11 protein-coding genes are annotated in these 14414 nt (G+C 57.9%); 2 read left to right on the top strand and 9 right to left on the bottom strand.

What is annotated here, in order from left to right; all coding sequences use genetic code 11:
• Positions 1-58 precede the first annotated feature (58 nt).
• The 6 genes from argO to tkt form a co-directional block, all read right to left on the bottom strand.
• Positions 59-694 (bottom strand): arginine exporter ArgO, encoded by a 636-nt coding sequence (argO, locus tag CE636_RS11000; protein WP_004205294.1) that lies wholly within the window; start codon positions 692-694, stop codon positions 59-61.
• A 151-nt stretch (positions 695-845) separates the two neighbouring features.
• Positions 846-1703: a small-conductance mechanosensitive channel MscS gene (locus tag CE636_RS11005; protein WP_017899785.1), complete on the bottom strand. Its 858-nt coding sequence runs from the start codon at positions 1701-1703 to the stop codon at positions 846-848.
• Between the two features lie 190 nt (positions 1704-1893).
• Complete coding sequence (fbaA, locus tag CE636_RS11010) at positions 1894-2973, bottom strand: class II fructose-bisphosphate aldolase (protein ID WP_004205292.1); 1080 nt, start codon at positions 2971-2973, stop codon at positions 1894-1896.
• A gap of 97 nt (positions 2974-3070) precedes the next feature.
• Positions 3071-4234 (bottom strand): phosphoglycerate kinase, encoded by a 1164-nt coding sequence (gene pgk, locus CE636_RS11015; protein WP_017899784.1) that lies wholly within the window; start codon positions 4232-4234, stop codon positions 3071-3073.
• A gap of 39 nt (positions 4235-4273) precedes the next feature.
• Complete coding sequence (epd, locus tag CE636_RS11020) at positions 4274-5302, bottom strand: erythrose-4-phosphate dehydrogenase (RefSeq protein WP_017899783.1); 1029 nt, start codon at positions 5300-5302, stop codon at positions 4274-4276.
• A 386-nt stretch (positions 5303-5688) separates the two neighbouring features.
• Positions 5689-7680 (bottom strand): transketolase, encoded by a 1992-nt coding sequence (gene tkt / locus CE636_RS11025; RefSeq protein ID WP_017899782.1) that lies wholly within the window; start codon positions 7678-7680, stop codon positions 5689-5691.
• 280 nt (positions 7681-7960) lie between these two features.
• On the opposite strand from tkt, the gene CE636_RS11030 reads away from it, so the two are divergent.
• Both CE636_RS11030 and CE636_RS11035 read left to right on the top strand, forming a co-directional pair.
• Positions 7961-8719, top strand: a complete 759-nt coding sequence (locus CE636_RS11030) for a M48 family metallopeptidase (RefSeq protein ID WP_017899781.1) — start codon at positions 7961-7963, stop codon at positions 8717-8719.
• A 377-nt stretch (positions 8720-9096) separates the two neighbouring features.
• Positions 9097-10365 carry an OprD family outer membrane porin gene (locus tag CE636_RS11035; protein ID WP_004205146.1) on the top strand — a complete coding sequence of 423 codons (1269 nt, stop codon included), beginning with the start codon at positions 9097-9099 and terminating at the stop codon, positions 10363-10365.
• Positions 10366-10501: 136 nt separating this feature from the next.
• On the opposite strand, the gene CE636_RS11040 is transcribed toward CE636_RS11035, so the two are convergent.
• The 3 genes from CE636_RS11040 to CE636_RS11050 are packed head-to-tail and all read right to left on the bottom strand — an operon-like array spanning position 10502 to position 14405.
• The gene (locus CE636_RS11040; protein ID WP_017899780.1) at positions 10502-12142 is read right to left on the bottom strand and encodes a thiamine pyrophosphate-binding protein; all 1641 of its coding nucleotides are present in this window, start codon (positions 12140-12142) and stop codon (positions 10502-10504) included.
• Between the two features lie 13 nt (positions 12143-12155).
• Complete coding sequence (locus tag CE636_RS11045; protein WP_017899779.1) at positions 12156-13625, bottom strand: aldehyde dehydrogenase; 1470 nt, start codon at positions 13623-13625, stop codon at positions 12156-12158.
• Between the two features lie 15 nt (positions 13626-13640).
• Positions 13641-14405 (bottom strand): aspartate dehydrogenase, encoded by a 765-nt coding sequence (locus tag CE636_RS11050; RefSeq protein ID WP_017899778.1) that lies wholly within the window; start codon positions 14403-14405, stop codon positions 13641-13643.
• Between the last annotated feature and the right edge of the window lie 9 nt (positions 14406-14414).

A 14414-nucleotide genomic window follows, 5' to 3' on the forward strand; every position in this document is an offset into this window, starting at 1 on the left:
TACGGGACGCATGCCAGCAAGCTTAGCGCGTACAGCGGGAAAGTCCATCGGACAACGCTTAGTTGAGCAACGCCTGGATATGGCCGACGCCCTCTTTTGCCAGCTGAAACGCAATAAACCACATGACGGCGCCGACCACAATGTTGATGATCCGCTGGGCTCTGGCGGTACGCAGCCGCGGCGCCAGCCAGGCGGCCAACAGTGCCAGACCAAAGAACCACAGGAAAGAGGCGCTAATGGTTCCCAGCGCAAACCAGCGCTTCGGCTCCATCGCCAGCTGGCCTCCCAGGCTGCCCAACACCACAAAGGTATCCAGATAAACGTGCGGATTCAGCCAGGTGACCGCCAGCATAGTGATAATGATTTTCCAGCGCCCCTGCTGCATCACCTCGGCGCTGGCGAGCTCAAGATTCTGGCTGAACGCTGTTTTCAATGCGCCAAAGCCGTACCACAGTAAAAAGGCCACGCCGCCCCAGGTCACGAGCGCCAGTAGCCAGGGGGACTGCATCAGCAGCGCGCTGCCGCCAAAAATGCCGGCGCAGATCAGCAGCAAGTCGCTGACGGCGCACAGCAAGGCAATCATCAGGTGATACTGACGACGGATCCCCTGGTTCATCACGAAAGCATTTTGGGGGCCAAGCGGCAAAATCATTGCCGCTCCCAGGGCAAGACCCTGAAAGTAATAGGTAAACATGAGGATTTTTCCGCTGTGTTCGAGAGTGGCGCTGACTATAACGCGAATAAATTATTAGCGGAAATTGAAAGTATTAATCATTAATAAGCAAAGCTAATAATGAGCCATTAAAAAAGGCCGGCATCGCCGGCCTGAGTCACTGAGTGGCGGTTTACTCGGCTTTTTCCGGCAGACGCACCACATGAACATCCATCTGCGGATAAGGGAAGCTGATGCCGTTGGCGTCAAATTCACGCTTGATGCGCTCGAGGATATCCCAGTAGACGTTTTGCAGATCGCTGCTTTTGCTCCAGACGCGCACCACGAAGTTCACCGACGAGGCGCCGAGTTCGTTCAGGCGAACCGTCATTTCCCGATCGCGCAGAATACGATCGTCAGATTCGATAATCGAGGTCAGGAGCTGCTTCACCTTGTCGATATCGGCATCGTAAGAGACGCCGATAATAAACTCATTGCGGCGCGCCGGTTCACGGGAGAAGTTAATGATGTTGCCGGCGATGATTTTGCCGTTCGGCACCACCACCACTTTACCGTCGGCGGTACGCAGGGTAGTGGAGAAAATCTGTACGTTAAGCACCGTACCCGCTACACCACCAAGGTCGACATACTCGCCGGCGCGGAAAGGGCGGAACATCACCAGCAGTACGCCAGCCGCGAGGTTAGACAGTGATCCCTGCAGCGCCAGACCGACGGCTAAACCCGCGGCGCCCAGCACCGCAATGACCGAGGCGGTCTGCACGCCCACGCGTCCCAGGGCGGCAATCAGCGTAAAGGCGATAACCGCATAGCGCACCAGCGCGGAGAGGAAATCGGCAACGGTGGCGTCAATTTTACGCGCCAGCATCAGGCGGTTGACGGTATTAGAGACGACGCGCGCCACGATCATCCCGACGATCAGGATAGCGATAGCCGCGACGATGTTGACGGCATAGCTCAGCAGCAGCTCCTGGTTGCGTGCCAGCCACGTCCCGGCGTGGTTGATGCTATCGACAACGTTCAAATCTTCCATTTAACATTCCTTATGAATCCCCCAGGGGGAAGTAAATAACTCAGCCTGCGACAGGGCAGTCAGGTTATAGGGTAAACAATAAGTGCACGTTTTGCCAAATGGATCACAGTTTTCTGCTGAGCTATCCTGTTGTTAAGATAATAAAAAAGCCCGCATTGCTGCGGGCTTCGGGGTAAGAAACAGATTTTTCTTACAGAACGTCGATCGCGTTCAGCTCTTTAAATGCCTGCTCCAGACGAGTCACCATGGAAGTCTGTGCAGCACGCAGCCATACGCGCGGGTCGTAGTATTTCTTGTTCGGCTGGTCTTCGCCTTTCGGGTTGCCCAGCTGGCCCTGCAGGTAAGCTTCGTTCGCTTTGTAGTACTGCAGGATACCGTCCCAGGTTGCCCACTGGGTGTCGGTATCGATGTTCATTTTCACTACGCCGTAGCTGACGGAGTCTTTGATTTCCTGAGCGGAAGAACCGGAACCGCCGTGGAAGACGAAGTTCAGGCTGTTGTGCGGCAGGTTGTGTTTCTTGGAAACATATTCCTGAGAATCGCGCAGGATAGTCGGGGTCAGAACGACGTTACCCGGTTTGTACACGCCGTGTACGTTACCGAAGGAAGCGGCGATGGTGAAGCGCGGGCTGATTTTGCTCAGCTCGGTGTAAGCGTAATCCACGTCTTCCGGCTGGGTGTACAGGGCGGAAGCGTCCATGTGGCTGTTGTCCACGCCGTCTTCTTCGCCACCGGTGCAACCCAGTTCGATTTCCAGGGTCATGTCCATTTTGGCCATGCGCGCCAGGTATTTAGAGCAGATTTCGATGTTTTCGTGCAGGGACTCTTCAGACAGGTCGATCATGTGAGAAGAGAACAGCGGTTTGCCGGTAGCGGCGAAGTGTTTTTCACCCGCGTCCAGCAGGCCGTCGATCCACGGCAGCAGTTTCTTCGCGCAGTGGTCAGTGTGCAGGATAACCGGCACGCCGTAGTGCTCAGCCATCTGGTGCACGTGGTGCGCGCCAGAGATAGCGCCGAGGATAGCAGCACCCTGAGGAACGTCAGTTTTCACGCCTTTACCTGCGATGAACGCTGCGCCGCCGTTAGAGAACTGAACGATAACCGGAGAGCGTACTTTCGCAGCAGCTTCCAGAACGGCGTTGATGGAGTCAGTCCCTACGCAGTTTACCGCCGGCAGTGCAAAGTTGTTTTCTTTCGCTACCTGGAACACTTTCTGAACGTCGTCGCCAGTGATGACGCCCGGTTTTACGAAATCAAAAATTTTAGACATGTTACTTAGTCCTGTATCTGTATCTTCGACCGTTGAAGAAGGTTCGCGAGCCCTTAAGCGCGCTGAAAAACAGGCGGGTTTCCCCGCCTGAACTGAATTACTGCTTAGCGCGCTCTTCGAGCATCGCTACTGCCGGCAGGACTTTGCCTTCGACGAATTCAAGGAACGCGCCGCCGCCAGTGGAGATGTAGGAAATTTTGTCAGCGATGCCGAACAGGTCGATCGCTGCCAGAGTGTCACCGCCGCCGGCGATGGAGAAACCTTCGCTGTCCGCGATAGCGTTAGCCACGATTTCAGTCCCTTTACGGAAGTTCGGGAATTCGAATACGCCAACCGGGCCGTTCCACAGAATGGTTTTGGCGTTCTTCAGAATTTCAGCCAGTTTCTGTGCGGAAACGTCGCCAAGGTCCAGAATCTGCTCATCATCTTTGATGTCGTTAACAGATTTCAGAGTCGCCGTTGCGGTTTCGGAGAACTCGGTCGCGACGCGAACGTCAGTCGGAACCGGGATATCGCAGGTGCTCAGCAGGCGCTTGGCTTCATCAACCAGGTCCGCTTCGTACAGGGATTTGCCGACGTTGTGGCCCTGGGCGGCAACGAAGGTGTTAGCGATACCGCCGCCGACGATCAGCTGGTCAGCGATTTTAGACAGGGAATCCAGCACGGTCAGCTTAGTGGATACTTTAGAACCACCGACGATAGCGACCATCGGACGAGCCGGCTCTTTCAGCGCTTTACCCAGCGCGTCCAGTTCAGCAGCCAGCAGCGGGCCTGCGCACGCCACGTCAGCAAATTTGCCGATACCGTGGGTGGAAGCCTGCGCGCGGTGCGCGGTACCGAAGGCGTCCATCACGAACACGTCGCACAGCGCGGCGTATTTTTTAGACAGCGCTTCGTCGTCTTTTTTCTCGCCTTTGTTAAAGCGAACGTTTTCCAGCACCACCAGCTCGCCGGCAGCCACTTCAACGCCGTCCAGGTAGTCTTTAACCAGACGTACCGGGCTGGACAGTTTGTCTTTCAGGTAATTAACAACCGGCAGCAGAGAGAATTCTTCGTTGTACTCGCCTTCGGTCGGACGACCCAGGTGGGAGGTTACCATCACTTTCGCGCCCTGCTTCAGCGCCAGTTCGATGGTCGGCAGAGATGCACGGATACGCGCGTCGCTGGTTACTTTCCCGTCTTTAACTGGTACGTTCAGATCCGCACGGATAAAAACGCGTTTACCAGCCAGATCCAGATCGGTCATCTTAATTACAGACATGGTGAATCCTCTCGTTGATTCATAAAGTTTTGTCGACGTTTACGCGTCGAACCTGAAACCAATAGCCGCCATCGCTAACGTCGTGTCGAGCATTCGGTTAGCAAAGCCCCATTCGTTATCGCACCAGACCAGCGTTTTGATCAGATGCGCGCCACTGACCCGGGTTTGCGTGCCATCAACAATAGCACTGTGCGGATCGTGGTTAAAATCTGTCGAGACCAACGGTAATTCCGTATAGTCAACTATACCATGAAATGCACCTTGTGCTGCTTTTTGCAGCAACTGGTTGACTTCACATGCTTTTACCGGTTTTTTAACCGTCACGCTCAGGTCAATTGCCGTCACGTTTATCGTCGGCACCCGCACGGCAATCGCTTCAAAACGGTCGTTAAACTGCGGGAAAATACGGGTTATCCCTGCCGCCAGTTTGGTATCCACCGGAATGATCGACTGGCTGGCCGCGCGGGTACGCCGGAGATCCGGATGATAGGCGTCAATCACCTGCTGGTCATGCATCGCCGAGTGAATGGTGGTGACGGTGCCGGACTCGATGCCATAGGCATCATCTAACAGTTTAATGATCGGAATAATGCAGTTGGTGGTGCAGGAGGCGTTGGAGACAATACGGTGCTCGGCGCGGAGTTCATCCTGATTGACGCCGTACACCACCGTCACGTCGAGGTCGTTGCCGCCGGGATGGGAGAAGAGCACTTTCTTCGCCCCAGCCTGCAGGTGCGCCTCACCGTGCTCACGGCTTCCGTAAACGCCGGTGCAGTCGAGCACCACGTCTACCGCCAGCTCGCGCCAGGGCAGCGCCGCAATGGTCGGCTCGTGCAGCAGACGGATGGCATCATCGCCAACAAACAGCTGCTCGCGCTCCTGACGAACATCCCAGGCGAAACGGCCATGGCTGGTGTCATATTTCAACAAATGCGCGATGCCCGCAGCATCCGCCAGCTCATTGATTGCCACCACGGTGATTTCCGCACGGCGCCCGGATTCATATAGAGCACGTACCACATTGCGTCCAATACGACCGAAGCCATTAATCGCGATGCGAATGGTCATAGATCTCCTGCAAGGCTGTCCCTGTGATGAGGTGGCTGACAGAGTAATCCAGCTACGCTCTGAGGGAAACCTTACCAGCTGCAAACTGCGACTGATTGATTAATTGTCGAACATTTAAACGACTGAAACGCTTCAGCTAGAATAAGCCAAACGAGGAATAAAAGGAATGTTTGTCCAGCGCAATAAACCAGCTATATGACTCACATCACATTTTTGCTGGAATAATTTACAACCGTATTACATGGTTCAGGAATAGCAGATACAAAAAAGCCGGGTGACGAGGTAAAAGCAAAAACGGTAACCCAGGGGTTACCGTTTTTGGTGCTTGCCCCCTCTCCTGTGGGAGAGGGTTGGGGTGAAGGCATTAGCCCGCACCGTACCAGCGATTACAGCAGCGCTTTCGCTTTAGCGACCACATTGTCGACGGTGAAGCCGAACTCTTCGAACAGCTGCTCAGCCGGCGCAGACTCACCGAAGGTGGTCATGCCAACGATAGCGCCGTTCAGGCCAACATATTTGAACCAGTAGTCAGCGATACCCGCTTCCACGGCAACGCGCGCGGTCACGGCTTTCGGCAGTACGGATTCACGATAAGCCGCATCCTGCTTGTCGAACGCGTCGGTGGACGGCATGGAGACCACGCGCGCCTTCACGCCTTCGGCGGTCAGTTTGTCCCACGCGGCAACCGCCAGCTCAACTTCAGAACCGGTGGCGATGAAGATCAGCTCCGGCTGGCCGGCGCAATCTTTCAGCACGTAACCGCCGCGGGCCACGTTCGCCAGCTGCTCTGCGGTACGCTCCTGCTGCGCCAGGTTCTGACGGGACAGGATCAGCGCGGTCGGGCCGTCCTGACGCTCAACGCCATATTTCCACGCAATCGCGGATTCCACCTGGTCACACGGACGCCAGGTGGACATGTTCGGGGTCACACGCAGGGAAGCCACCTGCTCTACCGGCTGGTGAGTCGGGCCATCTTCGCCCAGACCGATGGAGTCATGGGTGTAGACCATCACCTGACGCTGCTTCATCAGCGCCGCCATACGTACCGCGTTACGCGCATATTCCACGAACATCAGGAAGGTGGAGGTGTACGGCAGGAAACCGCCGTGCAGCGCGATACCGTTGGCGATAGCGGTCATACCGAACTCACGCACGCCGTAGTGAATGTAGTTACCGGCAGTATCTTCGTTGATCGGCTTAGAACCAGACCACAGGGTCAGGTTGGACGGCGCCAGGTCAGCGGAGCCGCCGAGGAATTCCGGCAGCAGCGGACCGAACGCTTCGATGGCGTTCTGAGAGGCTTTACGGCTGGCGATTTTCGCCGGGTTGGCCTGCAGCTTCGCGATGAACTCGTTGGCTTTCGCGTCGAAGTCAGACGGCATCTCGCCTTTCATACGACGGGTGAATTCGGCGGCTTCCTGCGGGAAAGCTTTGGCGTAGGCAGCGAACTTCTCATTCCAGGCCGCTTCTTTCGCCTGGCCAGCTTCTTTGGCATCCCACTGCGCATAGATGTCAGACGGGATGTCAAACGGCGCGTGTTTCCAGCCCAGCGCTTCGCGGGTCAGGGCGATTTCGGCGTCGCCCAGCGGCGCGCCGTGGGAGTCGTGGGTACCGGCTTTGTTCGGCGAACCGAAACCGATGATGGTTTTGCACATCAGCAGGGACGGTTTGTCGGTAACCGCGCGTGCTTCTTCTACCGCGCGTTTGATGGCGTCAGCGTCGTGACCGTCAACGCCGCGCACCACGTGCCAGCCGTAGGCTTCAAAGCGTTTGGCGGTATCGTCGGTGAACCAGCCTTCAACGTGGCCGTCGATGGAGATGCCGTTGTCATCATAGAAGGCCACCAGTTTGCCCAGCTTCAGGGTACCAGCCAGGGAGCACACTTCGTGAGAAATGCCTTCCATCATGCAGCCATCGCCCATGAAAGCGTAGGTGTAGTGGTCGACGATGTCGTGCCCCGGACGGTTGAACTGCGCCGCCAGAGTTTTCTCGGCGATAGCCATCCCGACCGCGTTAGCGATACCCTGGCCCAGCGGACCGGTAGTGGTTTCCACGCCCGCGGTGTAGCCGACTTCCGGGTGGCCCGGCGTTTTAGAGTGCAGCTGGCGGAAGTTTTTCAGCTCTTCAATCGGCAGATCGTAGCCAGTGAGGTGCAGCAGGCTGTAAATCAGCATCGAACCATGGCCATTGGACAGTACAAAACGGTCACGGTCAGCCCAGGCCGGATTGTTCGGGTTATGGTTCAGGAAATCACGCCACAGCACTTCGGCAATGTCAGCCATACCCATCGGGGCACCCGGGTGGCCGGATTTGGCTTTCTGTACAGCGTCCATGCTCAGCGCACGAATAGCGTTAGCAAGCTCTTTACGTGAGGACATTTTGACTCCAGTTCGGACTGTTGAAGGCCATGCCCTTAACGACTTGACGAGAGCGCGTTTTGGGCTACGCCGGAAAAAAGTGTGAACAATGTAACCCAAGCGACAAGTCATGTACATGGAGCATCCTTTTGCCCTTTAAGAAATCTCTGGAACAGGTTGTGCTACGCCGGAATCCGCTCGCCCGTATCCTGCGATACTCTTTATAATTTACGCAGAATACGGTTCCCTGCCGTCGCCGTATTGTCGGATAAACAACCATAAGATTGTGGAAGATAAAAAAATGAAAATTCGCTCAACCGTACTTGCTCTTGGGATCGCAGCAACCCTCACCGGATGTCAGAACATGGACTCCAACGGTCTGCTCAGCTCAGGGGCCGAAGCCTTCCAGGCATACTCCCTCAGCGACGCGCAGGTGAAAACCTTAAGCGACCAGGCCTGTAAAGAGATGGACGCCAAAGCGAAAATCGCCCCGGCCAGCAGTGAATACAGCCAGCGGCTGAACAAAATCGCGGCTGCGCTGGGCGATAACATCAATGGTCAGCCCGTGAACTACAAGGTCTATGAGACCAAGGATGTCAACGCCTTCGCCATGGCCAACGGCTGCATCCGCGTCTACAGCGGGCTGATGGATCTGATGAACGATAATGAAGTCGAGGCGGTGATCGGCCACGAAATGGGCCACGTCGCGCTGGGCCACGTGAAGAAAGGGATGCAGGTTGCCCTGGGCACCAACGCCGTGCGCGCGGCGGCGGCCTCCGCCGGCGGCATCGTCGGCAGCCTGTCCCAGTCGCAGCTCGGCGATCTGGGTGAAAAACTGGTGAACTCGCAGTTCTCCCAGCGCCAGGAATCGGAAGCGGACGACTACTCTTACGATCTGCTGCGTAAGCGCGGCATCAATCCGTCGGGACTGGCCACCAGCTTCGAAAAACTGGCCAAGCTGGAAGCCGGCCGTCAGAGCTCCATGTTTGACGATCACCCGGCATCGGAAGCCCGCGCGCAGCATATTCGCGATCGCATGAAGGCCGACGGGATTAAATAACCGCCAGCGGGAGGCATGTCTGCCTCCCTTTTTTATCTACCAGTAAAAATATTTAGCCGCATCAATTGATAATTTAAGCGCACAAACCGTTAATTATGATTGCACCTCGTCGCAGCCAATTATTTTATATGCTGTTACTCAGCAATATATTATTTGGCAAATGAAAAACGGCGTACGCAATCCGCCTTTCAGAACCGGGTTCGACCAAATATTAAATAGTCCACCCCTCTTCGCCAAACGCAGCCAGCGCGCGCCACACCGCTTGTTTCCTGCCGATACCATTGCTCACACAATGATTGCTTTCGACATTATTTCAGGAGAATATCGCGATTGCAGTGATTCCCTTGAATATATCGACAGACAGAGAAGTGCCCTCAGTGAAAAAAGAATTACCATTCATCGCACTTGGCATTATTGCCGCCGCACCGGCTTTCGCCAGCCAACAATCGACCAGCCAGGGCTTTATTGACGACAGTCATCTGGATCTCTTTTTACGTAACGCTTATATCAAACGCGATTATCGCGATGGGCTGCCGGATAAAGCCGAATGGGGCCAGGGAATTATCGCCACCTTCGCATCCGGCTTTACCCAGGGGCCGGTCGGCTTCGGCGTGGACGGCATCGCCCAGTACGCCGTGCGTCTCGACGGCGGCCGCGGCCGTAGCGGCGCGGGCGGCATCGACTTTTTCGCCCAGGATGACGACGGCCGGGCAAAATCCGACCTCGCGAAATTCGGCGCCACCGGCAAAATGCGCTTTTCGAATACCGTGCTCAGCTACGGCAGCCAGCGCCCAATGCTGCCCATCGTCTACGCCGACGACTCGCGCCTGCTCTACGAGAGCTATACCGGCACCATGCTGACCTCACGCGAAATCGACGGTCTGGACATTAACGCCGGCTACCTGACCGATCAGCAGCGTAAAAGTGACGACAGCCACAACAGCGGTCTGAAAAGCCTCACCTTCGGCGGGGCAAGCTACCGGTTCAACGACCAGCTCAGCGGCGCGCTGTACGCGTCGCATGTCGAAGATGTGCTGAACAAACAGTATCTTGGCCTCAACTTTAAGCAGCCGTTCGCCGCCAGCCAGCAGCTGATTCTCGATTTCAACGGCTATCACTCACGTCTGGATCAAGAATATGCCGATGCCAATGACACCGGACGCAGTAACAACATCTGGAGTCTGGCCGCCAGCTATATCTGGGATATTCACACCTTTAAAGTCGCTTACCAGCAAAGCAGCGGCAGCACCGGCTACCACTATGGCGGCTACCAGAACCAGGGCGGCGTCGGCGATGGCGGGAACACCATCTGGCTGGCCAACTCCTACTGGTCTGATTTTAACGGGGAAGATGAACGTTCCTGGCAGGCATCGTACGGACTGGATTTTGCCGGGCTGGGGCTACCGGGGCTGACCTGGACCACCGCCTACGTGCGCGGGGATAACATTAAAACGTCAGAGACCAGCAACGGCAAAGAACACGAATGGTTCAATCAGGTTCAATACCAGGTGCAAAACGGGGCGGCGAAAGATTTGAAATTCAGACTCCGGTATTCGGTACTGCGGGTTTCCAGCAACGCCAGCGACTATAACGTCAGCGGCAATGAAGTGCGGTTCTACGTCGAATATCCGTTTAACGTGTTTTAGGCACGTCATGAACCCTCTCCTGCGGGTCGGCCCTCTCCCGGCGCGCAGGAGCAACCGTCCGGCGCCTTGATTAACCCCCTGTGCCGTACGGTACCCTCTCCCCGGAAGGGAGAGGGTTGGGGTCACTGGGTTATCATTAATACAGCGTCTTCTGCGGCGGGCCGGCAAAGCGCAGCGCGCCAATCTGGCCCATCTTCACTTCCACCACCGATGGCCCCGGCATCGCCAGCGCCTCGGTCATCACCGCCTGAAAATCCTCAGCCCGATCCACGCTCCACGCCTGCAGACCCATCGCCTGCGCCAGCAGGGTAAAGTCTGGCGTGTGCAGCTCGTTGTAATACTGGCGACCGCCAAAGTACTTATCCTGAATACCGCGCATCACGCCGTAGCCGCCATCGTTCATAATCAACAGCGTCACGTTGGCCTTCTCCTGCGCCAGGGTCGCCACTTCGCCAAGGTTGAGGCTCAGGCCGCCGTCGCCGACCAGGCCGACCACTTTCCGTTGCGGATTGGCAATCGCGGTGCCCACCGCCATCGGCAGCCCCATACCGATGGCTCCGGCCAGAGAATGGATATTCATCAGCGGACCGTGAGCGCGGAACAGACGGCTGCCCCACAGGCTGCCGGAAACGGTAATATCGCGCACCAGAATGCCGTCATCGGGCAGCGCCTGCGCAATCGCGTCATTCAATTTAGCGTAAGCGCCGCACTGGTCGCGCAGCCCCTGCTCCGCCGCCTCTACCGCCTCTTTAAGTTGGCTATCCCAATGCGCATCGCCCCACATCCGGCCCTGTACCCGCTTCGCCAGCGCGTCTAATAAAGCGCGGCAGTCCGCCACCAGCGTGTTGTCCATCAGGTAGTTACGGCTGGCCGCCGCCGGGTCGATATCAATCTGCACCCTCGGCGTGGGCAGCGCCAGCGTCCATGAGCGCGTTTCGTTGCTGCGCAGCCGGGAACCGGCCACAAGTGTGAAATCACATTGTGAAATCAGCGCTTCAACCGAGGGAGAATTATGAAACGCGCGCAGGCTGGCGCGATGGCTGTCTGCCAGAATGCCGCGGCCGTGGGTGCTGGAGATCACCGTCACCCCGGCATCCGCCAGCGTCTTCGCCGCCTCGCCGCTCTCTAACGCGCCGCCGCCAAGCCACAGCAAGGGCCGCTTCGCCTGCTTAAGCTGCGCCCACAGCGCATCGACCATCGCCGGTTCCGGCTCAACCGCCGGAGCGCGTTTCAGCGGCGCGGTCAGCAGTGAAAGCGGTATTTTGGCGCTCTGAATGTCGATTGGGATCTCCACCGAGACCGGGCCGCACGGCGGCGTCTGCGCCTCCTGAATCGCCTTATGCAGGATAGCCACCGCCTGGTTGGCGTTGCTAATGCGGTAAGCGCGCTTCGAACTGGCTTTCAGAAAGGTCAACTGATCGCGGGTTTCGTGAATAAAACCGGTGTCGGCGTCCAGCCAGGCTTTTTCGACCTGTCCGGTCAGGTGCAGCAGCGGCGTACCGGCGTTCATCGCCTCAACCAGCGCGCCGACCGCATTACCCGCCCCCGCGCCGGTACTGGTCAGCGCCACGCCGAGCCCTGAAAAACGGCCGTGGGCGTCAGCCATGGTCACCGAGCCCGCTTCACCTCGCGCCGGAACAAAGCGGATTTTTTCCCGCTGGCCGACGGCATCGGCGATCGGCAGGTTATGGATAGAAATGACGCCATAAATGGCTTCAACGTGATACTGCTCCAGCGTTCTGGCGATGGCATCGCCGACGGTTATCATTTCGCTCATTGCTCACCCTTTCTCAGTCGCACCAGTGGTTGACGCTATTACCCGTCGCCAGATAAATGCTCTTTTGCTGCATCCAGGCCTTCAGCCCCTGGATCCCTTTTTCGCGGCCCAGACCGCTCTCTTTAAAGCCCCCAAACGGGGTCGAAATGGAGAAAACTTTGTAGGTGTTGATCCACACCGTACCGGCTTCCAGCTGCTCGCTCAGACGCAGCGCGCGGCCGGTATCGCGCGTCCAGATCCCCGCCGCCAGCCCAAAGACCGAATCATTGGCCTCACGGATTAACGCCGCTTCATCGCGAAAACGCATCGCCACCAGTACCGGCCCGAAGATCTCTTCCTGGCAAACGCGGGCCTGATTGTTCAGCCCTTCAATGATGGTCGGCAGGAAATAGCTGCCTGCCGCCAGTGCCGGATCCGCCGGGATCTCGCCGCCGCATAGCACCCTGCCGCCTTCGCGTTTCGCCAGCTCGACGTACTCCTGCACGCTCTGGCGGTGTTTATCGTTGATCAGCGGCCCGACGTGGGTGCCAGCGTTGAACGGGTGACCAACCCGCAGCCCTTGGGTTAACTCCAGCAGGCGGGCCATTAATTGCGGGTACACTTTGTCATGAACAAACAGCCGCGAGCCGGCAATACAGGCCTGGCCGCCGGAGCTGAAAATGCCGTAGCAGATGCCCCGCGCCGCCTGTTCGATATCGGCATCTTCCAGCACGATGGTCGGTGATTTGCCGCCCAGCTCCAGCGACGCCGGGATCAGTTTTTCCGCCGCCACATGCGCCAGGTGACGTCCGGTGGTGGTGCCGCCGGTAAAGGAAATTTTGCGCACCTTAGGATGGCGGGCCAGCGCATCGCCGATAATCGATCCTTTACCCGGCAGCACGCTCAGCAGTCCGGCGGGTAAACCGGCCTGCTCAAAGATCTTCGCCAGCTCCAGCGCCATCAGCGGCGTGGCTTCCGCCGGTTTGAGGATCACCGCATTTCCGGCGGCGATCGCCGGGGCCACCTTCTGCATTTCGCTGGCGATCGGCGAGTTCCACGGGGTGATCGCCGCCACCACGCCCAGCGGCTCATAGCGGCTCAGGGTCAATAGATCCGCCTGCCGCGGCGTCGGCAGCTCGCCCTCCAGCAGTTCACAGGCGGCGGCAAAATAGCGCGCCGTCCCCGCCGCGCTCATCACCAGTCCCCGCGCCTCCGCCAGCGGCTTACCGTTATCGCGGCTCTGCTTTTGGCTTAACTCATCAAGTTGCACCTCTATCAGTTCCGCGACCTTATGCAGGATCTTCGCCCGCTGATGCGGCAGCATCGCCCGCCACGTTGGCTCCCGCCAGGCGCGGTCGGCACAGTCGATCGCCTCCTGCAGATCATCGAGGCTTGCCGCATGCAGCGCCGCGTTAATAGCGCCATCCGCCGGAAACTGGCTGTGCATCAAATTGCCGCCGCCGCGACGCCACTGGCCGCCGATAAAAATGTCTAATTCGTCCATCTCAGCCTCTCTGCGTTATGCCAGTTCACGGCAGGCGCGTACCGCGCTCAGTGCCGCGAGGGTCGATGTTTTCGGATTGCTGGCGAGCGGCAGGCCGCTCAGCTCCAGGTGAAACTCGCCGAACAATCCTTCGGCGTGTAGCGTATGGGTGTTGCGTTGCGTAGCCGGATCGACCATCAGCTGTACCCGGGTCGCGTCAAGGCCGATACCGCCCAGCGCGATGGTTGCCGCCACGTTGGCATTCGCAGGGAATAACCGGGCCGCCTCGCGGGCGCTGCCCTCAAAGAAAATCTGCGCTTCATTGACCGCGCTGAGGTCGATAAGCTGTTCAGCATAGCTACCGCGCCAACTGGCCGGGCTTTTACGCGACCGATAGGTCACTCGTTCAAGCCCCCCCTCTTTCGCCGCCGCCAGGCCATCTATTCCGGCCACCGCGCCAGCCAGCAGCGTCAGCTTGCCACCCGCCTGGCGTAAACGCTGTTCCAGTTCGCTGTCCGCCAACGCACCGGTCGAGATCACCGCCAGATGCCAGCCGCGCGCCAGCACCGCTTCGCCGTACTGCGCGACCGCCTGCTGACTGGCGCATTCCAGCACCAGATCCGGCGTCCCACCGCATTGCAGCGGATCGGTAAGCGGCGTCACCGTTTGACCAAACTGCAGGCAGATCGCTGCGTGATGCGATTCGCGCGCCACGATCCACTCCACCCTCACCTGCGGCGGCAGGCGTTCAATCACCGCCTGGGCCATCGCGCCATAGCCAATTAACATGACCTTTTTCATCATCTTTCC

The sequence above is a fragment of the Klebsiella sp. LY genome, from assembly GCF_004010915.1.
Lineage (GTDB): Bacteria > Pseudomonadota > Gammaproteobacteria > Enterobacterales > Enterobacteriaceae > Klebsiella > Klebsiella quasipneumoniae.

Coding starts and splice junctions, on each gene's coding strand:
- argO (WP_004205294.1), bottom strand. CDS start 694: ATGTTTACCTATTACTTTCAGGGTCTTGCCCTGGGAGCGGCAATGATT.
- CE636_RS11005 (WP_017899785.1), bottom strand. CDS start 1,703: ATGGAAGATTTGAACGTTGTCGATAGCATCAACCACGCCGGGACGTGG.
- fbaA (WP_004205292.1), bottom strand. CDS start 2,973: ATGTCTAAAATTTTTGATTTCGTAAAACCGGGCGTCATCACTGGCGAC.
- pgk (WP_017899784.1), bottom strand. CDS start 4,234: ATGTCTGTAATTAAGATGACCGATCTGGATCTGGCTGGTAAACGCGTT.
- epd (WP_017899783.1), bottom strand. CDS start 5,302: ATGACCATTCGCATCGCGATTAATGGCTTCGGTCGTATTGGACGCAAT.
- tkt (WP_017899782.1), bottom strand. CDS start 7,680: ATGTCCTCACGTAAAGAGCTTGCTAACGCTATTCGTGCGCTGAGCATG.
- CE636_RS11030 (WP_017899781.1), top strand. CDS start 7,961: ATGAAAATTCGCTCAACCGTACTTGCTCTTGGGATCGCAGCAACCCTC.
- CE636_RS11040 (WP_017899780.1), bottom strand. CDS start 12,142: ATGAGCGAAATGATAACCGTCGGCGATGCCATCGCCAGAACGCTGGAG.
- CE636_RS11045 (WP_017899779.1), bottom strand. CDS start 13,625: ATGGACGAATTAGACATTTTTATCGGCGGCCAGTGGCGTCGCGGCGGC.
- CE636_RS11050 (WP_017899778.1), bottom strand. CDS start 14,405: ATGAAAAAGGTCATGTTAATTGGCTATGGCGCGATGGCCCAGGCGGTG.